This window comes from Streptomyces spinosus (assembly GCF_020400655.1).
Classification (GTDB): domain Bacteria; phylum Actinomycetota; class Actinomycetes; order Streptomycetales; family Streptomycetaceae; genus Streptomyces; species Streptomyces argyrophylli.
The window spans coordinates 450,913-467,821 of sequence record NZ_JAINRC010000003.1; the positions used below are offsets into that span (position 1 = coordinate 450,913).

At 71.5% G+C, this 16,909-nt stretch carries 24 protein-coding genes; 9 read left to right on the forward strand and 15 right to left on the reverse strand.

Annotated features, from left to right (window positions below):
- Positions 1-254 precede the first annotated feature (254 nt).
- Entirely contained in the window at positions 255-911 is a 657-nt protein-coding gene (locus LG395_RS08965) for an HAD family hydrolase (protein ID WP_171159919.1), read from the reverse strand.
- An 86-nt stretch (positions 912-997) separates the two neighbouring features.
- Positions 998-1,876, reverse strand: coding sequence for a GntR family transcriptional regulator (locus LG395_RS08970; RefSeq protein WP_171155059.1), 879 nt, complete (start codon positions 1,874-1,876; stop codon positions 998-1,000).
- A 130-nt stretch (positions 1,877-2,006) separates the two neighbouring features.
- On the opposite strand from LG395_RS08970, the gene LG395_RS08975 reads away from it, so the two are divergent.
- The gene (locus LG395_RS08975) at positions 2,007-2,195 is read left to right on the forward strand and encodes a hypothetical protein (protein ID WP_225809015.1); all 189 of its coding nucleotides are present in this window, start codon (positions 2,007-2,009) and stop codon (positions 2,193-2,195) included.
- Between the two features lie 40 nt (positions 2,196-2,235).
- Here LG395_RS08975 and LG395_RS08980 read toward each other — a convergent pair whose 3' ends face one another.
- On the reverse strand, positions 2,236-3,144 hold the full coding sequence (locus LG395_RS08980; RefSeq protein WP_225809016.1) for a winged helix-turn-helix domain-containing protein: 909 nt from the start codon (positions 3,142-3,144) through the stop codon (positions 2,236-2,238).
- 332 nt (positions 3,145-3,476) lie between these two features.
- Complete coding sequence (locus LG395_RS08985) at positions 3,477-4,079, reverse strand: RsiG family protein (protein WP_225809017.1); 603 nt, start codon at positions 4,077-4,079, stop codon at positions 3,477-3,479.
- A gap of 161 nt (positions 4,080-4,240) precedes the next feature.
- Here LG395_RS08985 and dtd point away from each other — a divergent pair, with 161 nt between their 5' ends.
- Complete coding sequence (dtd, locus tag LG395_RS08990) at positions 4,241-4,666, forward strand: D-aminoacyl-tRNA deacylase (RefSeq protein ID WP_171155051.1); 426 nt, start codon at positions 4,241-4,243, stop codon at positions 4,664-4,666.
- Here the strand turns inward: dtd and LG395_RS08995 are convergent.
- Together LG395_RS08995 and LG395_RS09000 are read right to left on the reverse strand one after the other, a co-directional pair.
- The gene (locus LG395_RS08995; RefSeq protein WP_225809018.1) at positions 4,663-4,863 is read right to left on the reverse strand and encodes a DUF397 domain-containing protein; all 201 of its coding nucleotides are present in this window, start codon (positions 4,861-4,863) and stop codon (positions 4,663-4,665) included. The two genes, dtd and LG395_RS08995, sit on opposite strands and share 4 nt — an antisense overlap.
- Positions 4,845-5,687 carry a helix-turn-helix domain-containing protein gene (locus LG395_RS09000; protein ID WP_225809019.1) on the reverse strand — a complete coding sequence of 281 codons (843 nt, stop codon included), beginning with the start codon at positions 5,685-5,687 and terminating at the stop codon, positions 4,845-4,847. Before LG395_RS09000 ends, LG395_RS08995 begins: the two co-directional genes overlap by 19 nt.
- A 163-nt stretch (positions 5,688-5,850) precedes the next feature.
- On the opposite strand from LG395_RS09000, the gene LG395_RS09005 reads away from it, so the two are divergent.
- Both LG395_RS09005 and LG395_RS09010 read left to right on the forward strand, forming a co-directional pair.
- The gene (locus LG395_RS09005) at positions 5,851-6,252 is read left to right on the forward strand and encodes a hypothetical protein (protein WP_225809020.1); all 402 of its coding nucleotides are present in this window, start codon (positions 5,851-5,853) and stop codon (positions 6,250-6,252) included.
- On the forward strand, positions 6,249-6,560 hold the full coding sequence (locus LG395_RS09010; protein WP_225809021.1) for a hypothetical protein: 312 nt from the start codon (positions 6,249-6,251) through the stop codon (positions 6,558-6,560). The genes LG395_RS09005 and LG395_RS09010 overlap by 4 nt, the downstream gene beginning before the upstream one ends.
- Before the next feature lie 108 nt (positions 6,561-6,668).
- Here LG395_RS09010 and LG395_RS09015 read toward each other — a convergent pair whose 3' ends face one another.
- The 4 genes from LG395_RS09015 to LG395_RS09025 all read right to left on the reverse strand — a co-directional run bounded on the left by LG395_RS09015 (position 6,669) and on the right by LG395_RS09025 (position 9,020).
- On the reverse strand, positions 6,669-6,956 hold the full coding sequence (locus LG395_RS09015) for a DUF1416 domain-containing protein (protein ID WP_145875861.1): 288 nt from the start codon (positions 6,954-6,956) through the stop codon (positions 6,669-6,671).
- Between the two features lie 43 nt (positions 6,957-6,999).
- Positions 7,000-7,845 carry a sulfurtransferase gene (locus LG395_RS09020; RefSeq protein ID WP_171155044.1) on the reverse strand — a complete coding sequence of 282 codons (846 nt, stop codon included), beginning with the start codon at positions 7,843-7,845 and terminating at the stop codon, positions 7,000-7,002.
- Positions 7,846-7,967: 122 nt separating this feature from the next.
- A complete protein-coding gene (locus tag LG395_RS41630) occupies positions 7,968-8,048 on the reverse strand; it encodes an Ms5788A family Cys-rich leader peptide (RefSeq protein ID WP_350751515.1) in 81 nt (26 codons plus the stop codon).
- 234 nt (positions 8,049-8,282) lie between these two features.
- Positions 8,283-9,020 (reverse strand): LmeA family phospholipid-binding protein, encoded by a 738-nt coding sequence (locus tag LG395_RS09025; RefSeq protein WP_171155041.1) that lies wholly within the window; start codon positions 9,018-9,020, stop codon positions 8,283-8,285.
- Positions 9,021-9,151: 131 nt separating this feature from the next.
- On the opposite strand from LG395_RS09025, the gene LG395_RS09030 reads away from it, so the two are divergent.
- Complete coding sequence (locus LG395_RS09030; RefSeq protein ID WP_103809665.1) at positions 9,152-9,415, forward strand: DUF3099 domain-containing protein; 264 nt, start codon at positions 9,152-9,154, stop codon at positions 9,413-9,415.
- 38 nt (positions 9,416-9,453) lie between these two features.
- Here LG395_RS09030 and LG395_RS09035 read toward each other — a convergent pair whose 3' ends face one another.
- Positions 9,454-9,816 (reverse strand): DsrE family protein, encoded by a 363-nt coding sequence (locus LG395_RS09035; RefSeq protein ID WP_171155039.1) that lies wholly within the window; start codon positions 9,814-9,816, stop codon positions 9,454-9,456.
- A gap of 235 nt (positions 9,817-10,051) precedes the next feature.
- On the opposite strand from LG395_RS09035, the gene LG395_RS09040 reads away from it, so the two are divergent.
- The 3 genes from LG395_RS09040 to ygfZ are packed head-to-tail and all read left to right on the forward strand — an operon-like array spanning position 10,052 to position 12,089.
- Positions 10,052-10,627: a heme-binding beta-barrel domain-containing protein gene (locus LG395_RS09040; protein ID WP_171155037.1), complete on the forward strand. Its 576-nt coding sequence runs from the start codon at positions 10,052-10,054 to the stop codon at positions 10,625-10,627.
- A 49-nt stretch (positions 10,628-10,676) separates the two neighbouring features.
- Positions 10,677-11,114: a Fur family transcriptional regulator gene (locus LG395_RS09045; protein WP_171155028.1), complete on the forward strand. Its 438-nt coding sequence runs from the start codon at positions 10,677-10,679 to the stop codon at positions 11,112-11,114.
- A 9-nt stretch (positions 11,115-11,123) separates the two neighbouring features.
- Positions 11,124-12,089, forward strand: a complete 966-nt coding sequence (ygfZ, locus tag LG395_RS09050) for a CAF17-like 4Fe-4S cluster assembly/insertion protein YgfZ (protein WP_171155027.1) — start codon at positions 11,124-11,126, stop codon at positions 12,087-12,089.
- A gap of 34 nt (positions 12,090-12,123) precedes the next feature.
- On the opposite strand, the gene LG395_RS09055 is transcribed toward ygfZ, so the two are convergent.
- From LG395_RS09055 to LG395_RS09070, 4 genes are all read right to left on the reverse strand, one after another.
- Positions 12,124-13,305 (reverse strand): serine hydrolase domain-containing protein, encoded by a 1,182-nt coding sequence (locus LG395_RS09055; protein ID WP_225809022.1) that lies wholly within the window; start codon positions 13,303-13,305, stop codon positions 12,124-12,126.
- A 75-nt stretch (positions 13,306-13,380) separates the two neighbouring features.
- Positions 13,381-14,748: a hypothetical protein gene (locus LG395_RS09060; protein ID WP_225809023.1), complete on the reverse strand. Its 1,368-nt coding sequence runs from the start codon at positions 14,746-14,748 to the stop codon at positions 13,381-13,383.
- A gap of 3 nt (positions 14,749-14,751) precedes the next feature.
- Entirely contained in the window at positions 14,752-15,006 is a 255-nt protein-coding gene (locus LG395_RS09065) for a MoaD/ThiS family protein (protein ID WP_171155021.1), read from the reverse strand.
- Between the two features lie 66 nt (positions 15,007-15,072).
- Positions 15,073-15,921, reverse strand: a complete 849-nt coding sequence (locus LG395_RS09070; protein ID WP_225809024.1) for an alpha/beta hydrolase — start codon at positions 15,919-15,921, stop codon at positions 15,073-15,075.
- Between the two features lie 180 nt (positions 15,922-16,101).
- On the opposite strand from LG395_RS09070, the gene LG395_RS09075 reads away from it, so the two are divergent.
- Positions 16,102-16,881, forward strand: coding sequence for a winged helix-turn-helix transcriptional regulator (locus tag LG395_RS09075; protein WP_171155017.1), 780 nt, complete (start codon positions 16,102-16,104; stop codon positions 16,879-16,881).
- The last annotated feature ends 28 nt before the right edge of the window (positions 16,882-16,909 follow it).

The window sequence follows — 16,909 nt, forward strand, 5'->3', positions numbered from 1 at the left end:
TTGACAGGGAATGCACCAACAAGCAGTCAACTTAACCAGTCAACAGGCAGGACCTGAGCGGTTGACTGATCAGCGGCGGTGTACGGGGGTGGCGGCCTTGACGGTCCATGTGCTCGGGACGGACGTGCGGATAGACGACCTGGTCCAACTGGCCTTCTGGGGCGTCGGCCTGCTGACGCCCCTCTCCGCCTGGATCCGCGGGCGGGCACGCCGTCGGCGGGCCGCCGGGCTCCCGGGCCCGGCGCGGGCCGCGGTCACCTCCGGCGCAGCGCCAGCAGCAGGGGCTCCAGCGACCCGACGACGCACTCGGCTCCGGCCTCCCGCAAAAGCTTCCCCTTCTGTTCGTTACGCGCGTAGCCGAGGAACGGTACGCCGGCGTCGCGCGCGGCGGTCAGGTCGGAGGGAGAGTCACCGATCATCAGGGCGTCCGAGGGGGCGGCGCCCATCGCGCTCAGGGCCCGGTTCAGACAGTGCGGGTCGGGCTTGAGCAGGTGCAGTTCGGTGGTGCGGCCGTAGATGTGGGGGCTGAAGCAGGCGGTGAGGCCCCGGGTGTCGAGATAGGCGGTGACCACCCGGGGGGAGTTGTTCGTGGTGATGGCCAGGCGGGAGCCGACCGCGGTCCAGGTGCGGATCAGCGGGTCGGCGTAGGCGGTGGGCAGCGCGGACGCGGCGGCCCGCAGTTCCTCCTTGGTGAGACGTGCCTCCAGTTCGGCGACGAGGTCGCTGCCGGGGTGCCGGCGGTCCACGGCGCGCAGCACCCCGTGCGGGTCCATCGCCTCGCGCTCGGCGTCGTCGAGCAGGCCGTGCAGCCCGCGGCCGGCCAGCCACTCCACCAGCCCGGCCGCCACCCGTTCCGCTTTGTGCCCGGCGAACAGGCGGCAGATGGGCCCGTCGAAGTCCCAGAGAACCACGCGGGCGCGGCGCAGCAGTTCCCAGGGCTGTGTGGCCGTGCCGGCCGCTGTACCGGTCGTCGTGTCAGTCGATGTCTCTGTGGTCACTAGGAGAGTGTCAGGTCCGTGGTGATGGTTTCCCAGAGGGCGTCGAACCACTTCTGGGACTGTTCCACGAACGCGGCGTCCCGGCGTCCGGTCCGCTTCTCGAAGGAGAAGAGCAGGGACTCGGAGCCGAGGGTGTCGTACATGTCCAGCGTCCCGCTCTCGGTGGGCTCCTCGCGGCGCGTGACCATGTAGTACGCGTACAGCGCCTCCGCGCCGTTGAGCAGGTACAACTTCGCCGGCGGGGTGAACGGCAGCGCCCGGAAGGCGACGTGGACGTCGATGTCGTGGGTGCCGCGCAGGGCCTGGAGGTTGTACTGCAGCACCTGCCCCTGGGCGTTGCGCATCGCCAGCCACCGCTGGTGGACGGCGTCGTCGTCGCTTCCGGCGTCGACCGACACCGGGAAGGCGAGGTTGATGTCGCGGGACGGCAGCAGGATGCGCACGTCGATCCGCTCCGGTCGCAGCCGGCCGTCGTGGATCAGGCGCAGCGGCTCACCGAGGGCGGGGATCAGGCTCTGCGCGGTCAGGCAGACGGCGTCGATGCGCACGTGCGGCGCGGCGAAGGCGTCGGTCAGCCGGGGTGCGAGGGCCACCATGGTCGGCTGGGGTTCCTCGCGCGCGGGACCCGGTTCGGCGACCCGGGGCGGGCTGCCCTTGCTCACGTTGCTGAGCAGTCCGGCCTCCTGGAGCACGCGCAGGGCCTGGCGCACGGTGCCGCGCTCCACGCCGAACTCCTCGGCCAGCTCGGCCTGGGTGGGCAGCCGCTCACCGACACGGAGGGCTCCGGTCCGGATGCGTTCGCGCAGGGTGTCGGCGATCTGCTGGGACGTGAGCCGCCCGCTGCCATTCACTGCCACGTTCTCCTGGGTCACGACCAAACGCTACAACCCTGAACCGTCTACGGGGAGTTGTTGGAAAGTTGTTTGCGGATAGGGACCAAGTGGGGACAACTTAAGCATAGTTGGTTGCCAACTTGGTCAAGTTGGCAGACCGAAAGGGGGAACGTCCATGCCTGTCCTCGCGCTCCTCTCCGCCCTCTTCGTCGTCGGCTTCGAGCAGCTCGTCCAGTGGCGCTTCGGCGCCGTCGGCCTCGTCGGCCTGCTCCTGCTCAGCGTCGGCGTCAAGGCCAAGAGTCCGGCCGTCAGCTCGGCCGGGGCGGTCCTGCTGGCGGTCCTGCTGGCCGGTCCCGCGCTGTGACGCCGTAGCCCGGCCCAGGGCGTCGGCGCCCCGCGCCGGGCTACGGCGTCAGCGTCAGGTCCGAACTGATCGTCTCCCACAGCGCCTCGAACCACAGGCGGGACTGCTCCACGAACGTCGCGTCCCGCCGCCCGGCCCGCCGCTCGAAGGCGAACAGCATGGACCGGGTGCCGTCGGCGTCGTACAGCTCCACGTGCTCGTGCTCGATCTCCCGCTCCCGGCGCCCCAGCGTGTAGTACGCGAACAGCGCCTCGGAGTCGCCCAGCAGGTAGAGCTTCACCGGCGGGGTGAACGGCAGCGCCCGGAAGGAGACCTGGACGTCGATCCCGTGCGTGGTGCACAGCGCCAGCAGGTTCTGCCGCAGCACCAGGCCCTGGGCGTTGCGCTGGGCCAGCCACCGCCGGTGCAGCAGGCCGCCGTCGTCGGCGTCCACCGGTGTCGGGAAGGCCAGGTCGATGTCGCGGCTGGGCAGCAGCAGCCGCACGTCGATCTTGGCCGGTTTCAGCTGCCCCGCGTGGATCTGCCGCAGCGGCTCGCCGATCGCCAGGGTGAGCGAGACGGAGGTCAGGCACAGGGCGTCGATCCGCACGTGCGGGGCGGCGAAGGCGGCGGCGACGCGCGGCGCGAGGCCGACCATGGTGGGCTGCGGCGGCGCGGCGGGGCCCGCCGGGGGGCGCGCCGGCCCCGGGACCGCCGCCACGGTGGCCGGGCTGCCCTTGGAAACGTTGGTGAGCAGATGCTCCGACTGAAGGATGCGCAAGGCCTGCCGCACCGCGCCGCGTTCGACCCCGAACTCGTCGGCCAGCTTCGCCTGCGTGGGCATGCGCTCGCCCGGCCGCAGCACACCGGACCTGATCCGGCTGCGGAGTTCGTCGGCGATCTCGCGGTGGGACGAGCGGTGCCGCTGGGGCCTCGTCCGCCCACTGGCGGAGGCGTGCTCCGGGTCCACGGTCGAACAGTACAACTTCCCGCCAACTTGCGGCAGTTCCCCGACGGCTGGTTATAAGACGCTTTCCAGCGGACATAAGTACAGTGAAGTTGGCAACCAACTTGCGGGACATGGTCGAACTTCCCAGTGGTTGGCCGCTCGGGTTCCCTTCCGGAGGGGAGCCGGGAGCCCGGACAGGGGACGGCCGCCGGAGCGCACAGCCACAACTGAACAGCGACATCTGAATACCGACATCGCACAGCCACAACTGAACAGCTCGCTACGGATGAAGAGCACGCGGAGGGACACACCGCGGACAGGGCGCCGACCTCGTACGAGGCGGCGCCCTTTCGTCACATCAGCAGGTCGTCCACCTGGGCCTCGCCCACCCGGTACCGGCGGGCGATCTCCCCGCTGCAGTCGTCGGCCGTCCGCTGCAACCGCTGGCGGCGCCGCGAGACCTCCTGCTCGTAGTGGACCAACCGCCCCATGGCGGCGCTCAGTTCCAGGTCCGTACGCGCCGTCAGGTCCGACAGCTCGACCTCGGCGAGCATCTCGGCGGCCAGTTGCCCGTACTCCTCCTTGTGCGGGGTGCCGAGCGTGACATGGCGGGCCGAGGAGCGCTGCCGGGCCGGGGCGTCCTGGAGGATCTCCGGGAGCCGGTCGACCACGGAGCCGTCCGCCGGCGCCGGCACGGACGCCCGGCCGCGCCGGCCCAGCTCCGCGCGCAGGATGTCGATCCGCCCCTGGAGCAACCGCCGCACGTAGCTGAGGTCCGCCTCGTCGCGCTGGGCGTTGCGGCGCACGGTCCGCAGCTCGGGCAGGCTCAGCCGGGCCAGGTCGTGCTCGGGAGGCTCGGCTGGCAGCGCCGGGCCCGTGCCGCCGTCGGCGCGCTGGGCGGGCGGCCGGAACGTTTCCTGCGCCCCCAGCCGCCCGCTGGTACTCGGTGTGCTCATCGTGCGTGTGACCGTCCCCTCGACCGCCGTGTGAGAAGCATCGTGCCACCCCAACCAGCCGCAATGTGACCGAGTGCGCGCGAACTTCCCCAGATGGGCGGTAAGAGATCCATAGTGGACCCCGTGCGGGCTAGTGCCGGGCACCGGGCATGATGGTCCGCATGCGTGCGGTGGTGCAGAGGGTGGACGGCGCGAGCGTCGTCGTGGACGGCGAGACGGTGGGCGCGATCGAGGGCGAGGGGCTGTGCGTCCTCGTCGGGGTGACCCATGAGGACACCAAGGAGAAGGCGGCGCAGCTCGCCCGCAAACTGTGGACGCTCCGGATGCTGCACGACGAGAAGTCGTGCAGCGACACCGCCGCCCCGCTCCTGGTGATCAGCCAGTTCACCCTCTACGGCGACGCCCGCAAGGGCCGCCGCCCCACCTGGAACGCGGCGGCCCCCGGCGACGTCGCCGAGCCCCTGGTCGACGAGGTGGTGGCCCGGCTGCGCGCTCTGGGCGCGACGGTGGCGACGGGCCGCTTCGGCGCGCACATGAGGGTGTCACTGACGAACGACGGGCCGTTCACGGTGCTGCTGGAGATCTAGCGGGCGTTCCCCTTGACCCCGTCCACGAACGCCGCCCAGGCCGCCGGCCCGAAGACGAGGGTTCCCCGGACGGGCGCCTTGCTGTCCCGGACGGGGACGAGGGGGAGGTTGTCGGCGACTTCTATGCACTGGCCGCCGTCCGAATTGCTGTAGCTGCTCTTGCGCCACACCACGTTGGTCAGGTCGATGCCTCGCACGTCACTTCCTCCAACATCCGCAGGACGAACTTCCGCGACTCGGTAGGGAGCAGGGCCTTGTCGCGCACCGCATCATAAGTGCGCTGGTAGCGCTCAACCCTGCTCGGTTCCGAGATCAGTTCACCGTGCACGTCGTTCTCGGCGTATGCCACGGCACGGGTGTCCAGCAGCCGCAGGAACATCAGGTCAGTGCTCGCCAGCCCGTGGAAGCTGGTGCTGAACGGCAGCACTTGAAGCGTGACGTTCGGGCGCTCCGACATCTCCACCAGGTGTTCCAGTTGCTCCCGCCACTCGCCCCGGTTGGGCAATGCCGTCCGCAGGACCGCCTCGGAGAGGATGCTGCGGAACGTCGGCGCCTCACTGCCCTCCAGCAGCTCCCGCCGACCGATGCGCGCCTCCACCTGCTGCTCCAGCTCCTTGCCCCTCAGCCCGCCCGCCGCGAGCGCTTCGCGGGCGTACGCGTCGGTCTGGAGAAGTCCTGGCGGCCTGCTCACGCCGTAGTGCCACAGGCTCACCGCCTCGGCCTCCAGCAGCATGTACCGCCGGTACTGCTCCTTGAACTGCGTCGGGTCCGCCACCGCCAGTTCCCACAGCGTGACCAGAAGCCCCGGCGTTCCGTAGAACTGGTCCAGCGCCTGGACGACCTCGGGGCCGCCCAGCGTCTGCCCGCTCTCCATCTTGCTGAACTGGGAGGCGTCCCAGCCGACCTCCTTCGCCAGGTCCCGCAGGCTTAGCCCCCGCTCGCTCCGCAGGCGCCGTAACTCCTCGCTGAACCGTGCCCTCGGCTCCTGGCTCCGTCCCGTGACCACCAACCGCTGTGGCATCGCGCTCCTGTTGAATTTGTTGAAGTTGGCGGGCCCCGCGTTGAATTTGGCCCGCTCAGCAGCCCGGACGCCGTTTTCGTGCGCCATGCTCTTGGAACCACCCGAACACGCAGCGTAGCGGCTGTCTCGCGCTGCGTTCACGCGTTCTTGGAAAGGAAGAGCCGTGACGACGACGTCGGAGTCCCACGAGCCGGGACGTCTCCTCTACGACCCCGCCACCGACAGGGTCGGCGAGTACCGGGACCGGGCCGGCCCCTACGTGATGCTGCGCCCCGTCGGCGGCGGGGTGGAGTGGCAGGCCGATCCGGAGAAGGTGCGCCCGGCCACGGACCGGGAGCGGATCGGGGCGGGCGTGCGGGCCGTCAACCAGCGCGCCAGGGGCGTCCCGTCGCTGCCGCCGCCCCTGGACGAGGCGAGCCGGCCACCGCGCCCCGTGCCGGGCTGTGCCGCCTGTCTGGAACTGGCGGAGCGGCGGGAGGCGGCGCGGGTGGCGTACGACCGCAGCGCCGAGACCGACGCCAACGTGCTGCTGCGTCAGCACCAGCGGACGGAGCACCGCGCATGACGGCCGAGCGGGACGGTCTGCCGTACGAGGAGTGCAGGCGCCGGCAGCGGGAGAACCCGGCGCCACGGGACCGGACCACGACCCCGCCGGCCTACGCGCTGCCGCCCTTCCATCCCGCGTTCGCGCCCGGCCCCCGTCCCGGGGTGCGTGGTGCGCCCGACGTCCCCGACCCGGGCCCCCCGCCCCGCCCCGGACGCCGCCCCAGGCGCCGCGTGCCCGACGACGCGGCCGTCAGCGGATTCCTCGCCGCGCTCTGCGTCGGCGCGCTGCTCGCGGCGATCGGGCTCGCGGCGGTCCGGCGTTGCTGACGAAAGGCCGGCGCACGGCAGAAGGGCCGCACCCCCCACCGGCGTCCAACCCAGGGGGATGCGGCCCTCAGCCGTCACTGAGCCCGTCACAGGCCCTCGAGCGGTCGCTCAGACCGCGATGGCGACCTCGGCCAGGCCGCCCTTCTGGGCCACGACCGTGCGGTCGGCGGTCGCGCCCGGCACCAGGGCCCGCAGCGTCCACGTGCCCTCGGCCGCGTAGAAGCGGAACTGGCCGGTCGCGGAGGTGGGCACCTCCGCGGTGAACTCGCCGGTCGAGTCGAGCAGTCGGACGTATCCGGTCACCGGCTCGCCGTCACGGGTCACCTGGCCCTGGATCGTGGTCTCACCGGGCTTGATCGTCGAGGCGTCCGGGCCGCCGGCCTTCGCTCCACACATGCGTTTCTCCAGAGGGGTCTCGGTCCGACCAGAAGGTCGGGGGTTACTTGGCGGCGCCGAGCTCGATCGGCACGCCGACGAGGGAGCCGTACTCGGTCCAGGAGCCGTCGTAGTTCTTGACGTTCTCCACGCCCAGCAGCTCGTGCAGCACGAACCAGGTCAGGGCCGAGCGCTCACCGATGCGGCAGTAGGCGATCGTGTCCTTGGCGAGGTCCACGTTCTCGGCGGCGTAGAGCTCCTTGAGCTCCTCGTCCGACTTGAAGGTGCCGTCGTCGTTGGCGTTCTTCGACCACGGGATGTTGCGGGCGCTCGGCACGTGGCCGGGCCGCTGCGACTGCTCCTGCGGCAGGTGCGCCGGGGCGAGCAGCTTGCCGGAGAACTCATCGGGCGAGCGGACGTCGACCAGGTTCTGCGAGCCGATCGCGTTCACGACGTCGTCGCGGAAGGCGCGGATCGAGGTGTCCTGCGCCTTGGCCTTGTAGTCGGTCTTCGGGCGCTCGGGGACCTCGTCGCCGGCGACCAGCTCACGGGCGTCCAGCTCCCACTTCTTGCGGCCGCCGTCGAGGAGCTTGACGTTCTCGTGGCCGTACAGCTTGAAGTACCAGTAGGCGTACGACGCGAACCAGTTGTTGTTGCCGCCGTAGAGGACGACCGTGTGGTCGTTGGCGATGCCCTTCTCCGACAGGAGCTTCTCGAAGCCCGCCTGGTCGATGAAGTCACGGCGGACCGGGTCCTGGAGGTCCTTGGTCCAGTCGATGCGGATCGCGTTCTTGATGTGGTTCTTGTCGTAGGCGGACGTGTCCTCGTCCACCTCGACGATCGCGATGGTCGGGTCGTCCAGGTGCTCCTGGAGCCAGTCGGCGTCGACCAGGACGTCGCTGCGGCTCATGCTCTTCTCCTCCGGGGCAGTCGCGGCGGGGCGTGCGAGTAGGCAGGGGCGCGCTCGGTGCGGAGCGGCGCACGGATGCCCTGGCAGCAGGGCGGGTGAGACGCGGGAGCCGGGGCTTCCGCTCAGAAGGGGCGACAGAGCATGGCGGCAACGCGGCACAGGTCCACTGCCCGCCGCTTCGTGAGATCCGCCTGTCGCTTCATGGGTTCGATCGTAGGGACGTCCGGGCGGGCGTGTCACCGGTGTGTCACATGGCGAGACGGGATCGTCCGAATGGCGGGACGTGTATGACGCCCGGAAGGCCGTCCCACGGCCCCCGGGCGCTCGCTCAGGTCATCTCATCTGCGCTACGGACGCGTCCGTCTCGCCAGTCGGACAGGGCCGGTCACCGCCCGCGCCCGGTCCACCGGCGTCCGCCTCCGCCGGCGTCCGACCGCCTACCCAGCCAGCTTGACGTCCGAACCCTTCACGCTGATCCGCACGCCGTTCGGCGCGGCCTCCACCTTGTCCAGCTTGATGCCGCCGGGCAGCTGGTCGACGGCCTGCTGGAAGTCGGTGATCCGGCGGATGCGGTCCTCGGCGACCGCGGCGGCGCCCAGCTGCGGCAGCGAGTCCGCGTGCACCTCGACCTTGTTGTCGACCACGGTCACCGAGCTGAGCACGGACACCGTCTGCTTGACCCCGAGCGCCGAGACGGTCCCCTCCACGGCGACCTTGATCTTCCCGTTGCCGCCGTCGGAGAGGCCGACGACCCGGGCCATGACGCCGGGGGCCACCTCGGTCGGCTCGGACTTGGCCGTCTTCAGCAACTCGGCGTACGAGATCGACGCCGTGCCGGTCGCGGTGGACGCCGTGGCCGAGCTGTAGTCGCCGGAGAACTCGACGCCCTTCATGTCGGCCTTCAGGTCGTCGATCCGGATGGTCTGGCCGGGCTTGCCGGTGGCGGCCTCGTAGTCCTTGATGCCGACCTCGACGTCGTCGAGCGATCCGCCCGCGACCTGCGTGAGGAACGGGAAGCCCTTGATGTCCACGCTCGGGGTCGAGGCCAGGTTCTCGGTCGCCTTCAGCTTGTCCGCGGCCTCGCCCTCGGCGAAGTGCACGGCGACCCGGTCCACGATCACGAAGAGTCCGCCCAGGACCACGACGAGGATCAGGAGTATTCGCAGGGCGCGCATGTGGTGGTTCCCCCGGGTCGGCGACGGTTTCGTGAATCCGGTACGGACACGCCACGGTAACCCCGCCGGGCCCGGCCGCAGCGAATTTGTGGATCAGTTGTGACAGGCCGCGCCGGACCTACAGTGGACGTATGTACGCCCGGCGCCGGCACGTCTACTTCGCCATGATGGGGACCTGCATCGGTCTCTTCGTCCTGGCCTGGGGGGTCATCCGCATCTGGTCGGTGCCCGCGGCCGTCGGCATGTGCGTGGTGGCCATGGTCATCCCGCCGGTCGCCGCGATGATCGCCAACCGCCGCGGCCCGGAGGACCGCTGGTGGGACGATCCCTCAGGCGACCCGCAGTCCGACGAGTGGTGGGACGAACTGGACGGCAAGAAGCGCCCGCGGCCCTAGGAACGCCGGCGGTGCCCCGGCGGCCCTGCGGGGAGGGCTCAGTAGACGAGCGCCTGCGTGTCCTCCGCCAGCGCCTCCTGCACGAAGACCTGCGCGCCCGCGATCCGTACGCCCTCGACGACGTCCTTCTCCGTGATCTCCCGGCGGGCGGCGCACTGCGTGCACAGCGTGACGCGTCCGGCGGCGAGGACCGACTCCAGCAGATCGGGCAGGGGCGCGGCGTGCGGCAGCTCGAACTCGGCGGCCCGGCCCGGCAGCGCGAACCAGGACGACTCCCCGGTCAGCCACAGCGAGACCTCGACCCCGCTGGCCACGGCCACGGCGGCCACCGTGAACGCCTGCGAGCACCGCTCGGGGGCGTCCGCCCCGGCCGTCACCTTGATCACGAGCTTCTTCGCCATGCGGGAAGCGTAGCCCTCGGCGGCGCCGCCCCTCGCCAGGAGCGCCCCGACCCGGCCGCGTAAGCTGGGCTGCGGCTCTGTCGTCCGCCCACCCTCGCTCAAGGAGCACCCGTGGAAGCATTCTTCGAAGTCCTGCTGGTCCTGGTCTGCGTCGGCGTGCTCGCCTTCGCCGGTCTGACCGTGAAGAAGCTGTTCCAGGGCCAGCGCTGATCCACACCCACGAAAGCCTCCGCTCATGATCGAGATCCCGTCCGACCTGCACAAGGACCTCGTCCCGCTCGCCTTCCTGCTCGGCAACTGGGCCGGCGCGGGCGTGCATGACTTCCCCGGCTCTCAGAAGTGCAACTTCGGGCAGGAGGTCAGCTTCACCCACGACGGCCGGGACTTCCTGGAGTACCGCTCCCACACCTGGGTGCTCGACCAGGACGGCAACAAGGTCCGCCCCCTGGAGTCCGAGTCCGGCTTCTGGCGGATCCGCCCCGACCGGAAGGTCGAGGTCACGATGACCCGCGACGACGGCGTGATCGAGATCTGGTACGGCGAGATGGCCGACAAGAAGCCGCAGATCGACCTGGTGACGGACGCCGTCGCCCGCACCGCGGACTCCCGGCCGTACAGCGGCGGCAAGCGGCTCTACGGCTACGTCAAGAGCGACCTGATGTGGGTCGGCGAGAAGCAGACCCCCGAGGTCCCGCTGCGCCCCTACATGTCGGCCCAGCTGAAGAAGGTCGTCACCCCGGAGGACGTCGAGCGCTGGGCGAAGGCCCTCCCGGACGACCTCCCGGACGACGGCATCGCCTTCTTCAAGTAGGCCGCCTTCGTCCCATGGGCCCGCGCCCGGTGGCTCTAGACTCGTCGGTGTGGTGAGCACCGACTGGAAGAGCGACCTCAGGCAGCGCGGCTACCGGCTGACGCCGCAGCGGCAGCTTGTCCTGGAAGCCGTGGACACCCTCGAGCACGCGACCCCCGACGACATCCTCGTGGAAGTGAGGAAGACGGCGTCGGGGGTCAACATCTCCACCGTCTACCGCACGCTGGAGCTGCTGGAGGAACTGGGCCTGGTCAGCCACGCCCACCTCGGGCACGGCGCCCCGACCTACCACCTCGCCGACCGCCACCACCATCTGCACCTGGTGTGCCGGGACTGCGACAACGTCATCGAGGCGGACCTGGACGTGGCCGGGGAGTTCACGGACAAGCTGCGCCGGCAGTTCGGTTTCGACACCGACATGAAGCACTTCGCGATCTTCGGCCGGTGCCAGGACTGCTCCCTGAAGGGTTCAAGTACCACGTCGTAGGCTTGCGGTATGAAGAGCCCCCTGCTGTCCCTGCCCGGCGCCGTCCCCGCCGAGGGTGTGGACGAAGGTGTCGCCGCCCACTACGGCGACCTGTTCCGCGAACAGCGCGCCCTCGCCGACGGCACCGGTTTCGTCGATCTCTCGCACCGCGGTGTCGTCACCGTCAGCGGCGAGGACCGGTTGAGCTGGCTGCACCTGCTGCTCACCCAGCACGTCAGCGAACTGCCCGTGGGAGAGGCCACCGAGGCCCTGATCCTCTCCGCGCACGGACACATCGAGCACGCCCTGTACTTGGTGGACGACGGCACGACCGTCTGGGCCCATGTGGAGCCCGGCACCCAGGACGCGCTGATCGCGTACCTGGAGTCGATGAAGTTCTTCTACCGGGTGGAGGTCGCCGACCGCACCGCCGACATCGCCGTGGTGCACCTGCCCGCCGGTTCCATCGCCGACGTCCCGGACGGGGTCGTCGTGCGCGAGACGCCGTACGGCCGTGACCTCTTCCTGCCCCGGGCCGGCCTGGAGGAGTTCGCCGCCTCCCACGGGCCCGCCGCCGGGCTCCTCGCCTACGAGGCGCTGCGCGTCGAGCAGCACCGGCCCCGGCTGGGCTTCGAGACCGACCACCGCACCATCCCGCACGAGCTGGGCTGGATCGGCACGGCCGTGCACCTGCAGAAGGGCTGCTACCGGGGGCAGGAGACCGTCGCCCGGGTGCAGAACCTGGGCAAGCCGCCGCGCCGGCTGGTCTTCCTGCACCTTGACGGCAGCGACGTCCATCTCCCGGTGCCCGGCACGGAGATCCGCGTCGCGGACGAGGGCCCGGAGGGCCGCAGGATCGGTGTCGTGACGACGTCGGTGCGCCACCACGAGCTGGGGCCGGTCGCGCTGGCGCTGGTGAAGCGGAACGTCCCGGTCGACGCGCGGCTCCTGGCAGGGGAGACGGCGGCGGCCCAGGAGGTCGTGGTCGAACCCTAGGGCCTCTCGTTCGGAACATGCCGGGCTCGCGGGGTCAGGTGGTGAGCAGGCCGACGACCCGCTCGATCATGTCCTCCCCCGCGTTCAGCGCGGTCGGCGTGTAGGACAGCACGAAGCGGGTCGACAGGTCGGACGTGGCGAACACACGGGTGCGGTAACCGTAGGTCTCGCCGGTCTTCCCCCAGAAGGTCGTGCCGTTCACCGTGGCCGCCTGCAGGCCCATGCCGTAGCGGGCCGGGGTGCCGTCCAGCATGGGCACCGCGGGCAGAGTGACCATCCTCCTCAGTGCCCTCCCCGGCAGGAGCACCCCGCCGAACAGGGCTTCCTGGAACCGGAAGAGGTCGTCCGCGGTGGAGACCAGTTCGCCCTCGCCCCAGGCGGCGGACTGGTCGTAGACCGTGACGTCGCGCAGGTCTGCGTTCGTCATGCGCAGGAAGCCGTGGACGGACGGGCCGTGCAGGCGGGGGTCGCCGCCCGGTATCCGTGTGCCGGTCAGTCCCAGGGGCCGCAGGATCCGGGAGGCGATCACCTCCCCGTAGGGGCGCCCTGTCAGTTCCTCGATCAGGAGGGCGAGGAACACGTAGTTGATGCCCCGGTACTCCTGCGCGTGGCCGGGACGGAACTTGAGGCGGTCCCGCGTCACCGTGGCGACCAGGGCCCGCGGTGTCCAGTGGTCGAAGCGGTGCCGCAGGACGGCCTCCGGGGTGCCGAGGTCCGGCAGGCCCCGGTGGTCGGGCAGCCCGCTGGTGTGCTGGAGGAGATGCGCCACCTCGACGCGGTCGAAGCGGGCGGGCAGGGCGAGGCCGGGAAGGCAGTGCCTGATCGGGGCGTCGAGGTCCACCCGGCCTTCCGCCCACAGCTGCAGGACGACCGTGGCGACGAAGGCCTTCGTCACGCTGCCCGCGCGGAAGCGGTCGTCCGCCCGGACGGACCGGTCGCTCACCGGGTCGGCCGTCCCCGCTGTGCCGTACCAGCGGCTGCCACGCCGCTCCACCAGCAGCTGGGAGGCGGTCGCCTCCGGATGCGAGAGATCGCTGATCGCGGCGCGTAAGGCGGCGGGGTCGAGCGGGGCGGCACCGGAAGCGGTGGGGTCCGCAGCCGTGGGGGCGGGGGCGATCGGCGCGGCCGTCGCCGGGGCGGCGAGGCCCGCGGTCGCGAGCGTCAGGGCGGCGCCGGCGCCCATGCCGGTGAAGGCGCGTCGGGAGAGAGAAGCCATGGGAACGATCCTTCTCCCGCCCGCGCGCCGGGACATCGGGCATGTCCCCGAGGCGACCCCGGGCCGCCCCCGACCTCAGCCCAGGGCGCGTCCCAGGACCCACACCACCGGTGCCGCCGCCGACAGGGGCAGGGCCACGCCGGCCGTGAAGTGGACGAAGCGGGACGGGTAGTCGTAGCCGGCCACCCGGTGGCCGACCAGGGCGCACGCTCCGGCGGCGGCGCCCAGCAGCGCCCCCTTCGCGCCGAAGTCCGTCATGCCGCCCACGGCGATCCCCGCGCCCGCCGCCGCGAGCAGCGCGACCGCGACCGACACCGGGGTCGGCAGGGGCAGGGCACGGGCCAGGACCGCCACCGCGACGGCCGCGGCGCCGACCGAGACCGCGTGCGGGTCGACGGCCAGGTACCCGGTGGCCAGGACCGCGAGCGCCGCCGAGGCGACCGTCGCCATCAGGCCGTACATCCGCTCGTCCGGTGAGGCGTGCGAGCGCAGCTGGAGGACGAGGGAGAGCAGCACCCACAGGCCGAGCGGGCCCAGGATGGCCACCAGGGCGTGGTCGCGGCCCGCCGCGAGGACCGCCACGTCGGACGTCAGCGCGCCCGCGAAGGCCAGCGCGATGCCCTGCCGGGCGGGCCACATGCCGTTCAGCCGGAACCAGCCTGCGGCCGTCACCGCCTGGAGCACCACCAGCGGCACGGCCAGGGCGTACGAGGCGACGGGGGCCGCCGCGGCGAGCAGCAGGCCGAGGACGGCGGTGAGCAGCGCCGGCTGCATGCCGGGCTCGATGATCGGGGAGCGGCCCTCCAGACGGGCCCGCTGGGCGTCGGTGATCCGCGCGTTGCCGGCGAGGGTGGCGGGGCCGTAGGCGGGCCCGGCCTCCGGTTCGGCCGGGGACGCGGGCGCGGGGGCCGGTGCGGGCGCGGGTGCCGGTTCGGGGCTCGGCGCGGAGGCGTACGTCCCCGCCCCGGCGTACGCTCCCGCCCCTGTGTGCGCCCCCGTGTGCGTCCCCGTGTGCGTCCCGCCGTACGTCCCCGGGTACGGCTGCCCGGCGTACGGCTCGCCGGCGTGCGGCTGCCCGGCGTACGGCTCCCCGTACTGCTGCTGGGACGGTGGTTGCTGGTACTGCGGCTCCTGATAAGCGGGCTGCTGGTGTCCCGGCTGCGGATACCCCGCCTGCTGGTGTCCCGGCTGCGGATACCCCGCCTGCTGGTACCCGGCCTGCTGGTGCTGCCCGCCCGGCTGCTGCTCCTGCCGCGGCAGGTACGCGGTCTCCGCCGCCTGCACCGGCGCGTGCGTCTGCGTCTCCCAGGTCTGGCCCTGCCACTGCTGGGTGAGCTCCGGGTCGTGACCGGGCACGCCGTAGTGCGGCTCCTGCGCGGGCCACTGCTGCTGGTGGGGGTCGTAGCCCTCGTAGGGGCCGCCCTGGTACGGCTGGTTGGTCATCGCTCACCCTCCTGCGAACGGCGGGAGCACCTCGACCGTGCCGCCCTCGGCCAGCCGTACCGTCTCATGCGCGCGGGTCCCGACGGGGTCGCCGTCGACGAGGAAGGAGCATCGCTGCAGCACGCGGGTGAGTTCGCCGGGGTGCCGCGTGCGCACGGCGGCCAGCGCGCCGGCCAGCGTGTCCGCCTCGTACGGCTCCTCGGCGACCTGGGCCGCGGCCTTGGCGGCGGCCCAGTAGCGCACCGTGACCTTGGGCATCTGAATCCTCAATCGACGGCAGGGACAGGAACAAACAAGAGAACGATAAGGACAGTGTGGGTCAGGCTAGCCCGCCGCCGTCACCGACCAGTGCCCGATCCGGGCCATCAGGGCGTCGTCCGCCGCGTTCTCCGCGTGGCCCATGCCCGGTTCGACCCAGAGGTCGCCGTGCTCGCCTGCCGCCTCGGCCAGCATCCGGGGGTGGTCGAGCGGGAAGTAGCCGTCGCGGTCGCCGTGGACGATCAGGAGCGGCGTCGGGGCGATCCTCGGGACCGCCTGCACCGGGGAGAGCGGGACGGGGTCCCAGTCCCGGTGGTGGATACGCGTGCGCAGGCCGTAGCGGCCCACCAGACGGCCCTCGGGGCGGGTGACCAGCCAGTGCAGGCGGCGCATGGGAGCCGTGCCCCGGTAGTACCAGCGGGCCGGCGCGCTGACGGAGACCACGGCGTCCGTGCCGCCGTGCAGCGCCGCGTGCCGCAGGACCACCGAGCCGCCCATGGAGAAGCCGACGGTCACCACGCGCGCGTGCCCGAGAGCGCGGGCCCACTCCACGGCGGCGGCGAGGTCCAGCACCTCCTTGTCGCCGACCGTGGACCGTCCGCCGGAGCGGCCGTGGCCGCGGAAAGAGAAGGTGACGACGGCGCCGTAGCCGCGCAGCACGCCCGCCACCCGGCGCACGTGCGGGCGCTCCACGTCCCCGGTGAAGCCGTGCGCGATGACGAACACCAGGTCACGGGAGGCCGGCCGGGAGGCGTCCGACGGGGTGTCGTATACGCCGGACGGCGGATCGTATACGGAATCGATCGGAATTCCGTCGGCGGTGTGCAGAAACGTCCGGATAGGGTCCTGTCTGCCTGTCTCGCAATTCGGACGAACGGTGGAACGTGCCCCATGACCTGCCGGACGGTTGCTCATGTGGGCTATTCTGCTGGGCAGAGGACTCGGGCAGCGTAGCCCCCGGGTCCTTTTGTGCTTTCGGAAGCGTTGTATACGAAGCGGGAAACCCACGGTGACCGCCGGTGTACGGGGCCTTCGGGATCGCAGAGCAGTACCCGTCCGCACTGTCCTCGCAGGGACCGAGGAGGAACCAGACGTATGAGTTCTCTGCTGCTCCTGACCAACGCCCTCCAGCCGTCGACGGAGGTGCTCCCGGCCCTCGGCCTGCTCCTGCACAACGTGCGGGTCGCCCCGGCGGAGGGCCCCGCCCTCGTCGACACCCCGGGCGCCGACGTCATCCTCGTCGACGGCCGGCGCGACCTGCCCCAGGTGCGCAGCCTCTGCCAGCTGCTGCGGTCCACCGGCCCCGGCTGTCCGCTGCTCCTCGTCGTCACCGAGGGCGGCCTCGCCGCCGTCACGGCCGACTGGGGCATCGACGACGTCCTGCTGGACACCGCCGGTCCGGCGGAGGTCGAGGCGCGGCTGCGGCTCGCCATGGGCCGCCAGCAGATCGTCAACGACGACTCGCCGATGGAGATCCGCAACGGCGACCTCTCGGTGGACGAGGCGACCTACAGCGCCAAGCTCAAGGGACGGGTCCTGGACCTGACCTTCAAGGAGTTCGAGCTGCTGAAGTACCTCGCCCAGCACCCGGGCCGCGTCTTCACCCGCGCCCAGCTGCTCCAGGAGGTCTGGGGATACGACTACTTCGGCGGCACCCGCACGGTCGACGTCCACGTACGGCGGCTGCGCGCCAAGCTCGGCCCGGAGCACGAGTCGCTGATCGGAACCGTCCGGAACGTCGGTTATCGATTCGTTACGCCGGAGAAGCCCGACCGGTCCGCCGAGGAGGCCAAGGCCAAGGCGGGCCGGGCAAAGCCGGAGGATGCGGACACGGCCGCCGTCCTGGAGGGCACCGAGGTCCACGCGGAGGCCTAGCCGGCCCACGGCGGACGCGTGAGCGGCA

Coding starts and splice junctions, on each gene's coding strand:
- LG395_RS41630 (WP_350751515.1), bottom strand. CDS start 8,048: ATGAAGCGACAGGCGGATCTCACGAAGCGGCGGGCAGTGGACCTGTGC.
- LG395_RS09010 (WP_225809021.1), top strand. CDS start 6,249: ATGACGGCCGAGCGGGACGGTCTGCCGTACGAGGAGTGCAGGCGCCGG.
- LG395_RS09055 (WP_225809022.1), bottom strand. CDS start 13,305: ATGGCTTCTCTCTCCCGACGCGCCTTCACCGGCATGGGCGCCGGCGCC.
- LG395_RS09030 (WP_103809665.1), top strand. CDS start 9,152: ATGTACGCCCGGCGCCGGCACGTCTACTTCGCCATGATGGGGACCTGC.
- LG395_RS09040 (WP_171155037.1), top strand. CDS start 10,052: ATGATCGAGATCCCGTCCGACCTGCACAAGGACCTCGTCCCGCTCGCC.
- LG395_RS09025 (WP_171155041.1), bottom strand. CDS start 9,020: ATGCGCGCCCTGCGAATACTCCTGATCCTCGTCGTGGTCCTGGGCGGA.
- LG395_RS09075 (WP_171155017.1), top strand. CDS start 16,102: ATGAGTTCTCTGCTGCTCCTGACCAACGCCCTCCAGCCGTCGACGGAG.
- dtd (WP_171155051.1), top strand. CDS start 4,241: ATGCGTGCGGTGGTGCAGAGGGTGGACGGCGCGAGCGTCGTCGTGGAC.
- LG395_RS09070 (WP_225809024.1), bottom strand. CDS start 15,921: ATGAGCAACCGTCCGGCAGGTCATGGGGCACGTTCCACCGTTCGTCCG.
- LG395_RS09000 (WP_225809019.1), bottom strand. CDS start 5,687: ATGCCACAGCGGTTGGTGGTCACGGGACGGAGCCAGGAGCCGAGGGCA.
- LG395_RS09015 (WP_145875861.1), bottom strand. CDS start 6,956: ATGTGTGGAGCGAAGGCCGGCGGCCCGGACGCCTCGACGATCAAGCCC.
- ygfZ (WP_171155027.1), top strand. CDS start 11,124: ATGAAGAGCCCCCTGCTGTCCCTGCCCGGCGCCGTCCCCGCCGAGGGT.
- LG395_RS09035 (WP_171155039.1), bottom strand. CDS start 9,816: ATGGCGAAGAAGCTCGTGATCAAGGTGACGGCCGGGGCGGACGCCCCC.
- LG395_RS09020 (WP_171155044.1), bottom strand. CDS start 7,845: ATGAGCCGCAGCGACGTCCTGGTCGACGCCGACTGGCTCCAGGAGCAC.
- LG395_RS09060 (WP_225809023.1), bottom strand. CDS start 14,748: ATGACCAACCAGCCGTACCAGGGCGGCCCCTACGAGGGCTACGACCCC.
- LG395_RS09065 (WP_171155021.1), bottom strand. CDS start 15,006: ATGCCCAAGGTCACGGTGCGCTACTGGGCCGCCGCCAAGGCCGCGGCC.
- LG395_RS08985 (WP_225809017.1), bottom strand. CDS start 4,079: ATGAGCACACCGAGTACCAGCGGGCGGCTGGGGGCGCAGGAAACGTTC.
- LG395_RS08975 (WP_225809015.1), top strand. CDS start 2,007: ATGCCTGTCCTCGCGCTCCTCTCCGCCCTCTTCGTCGTCGGCTTCGAG.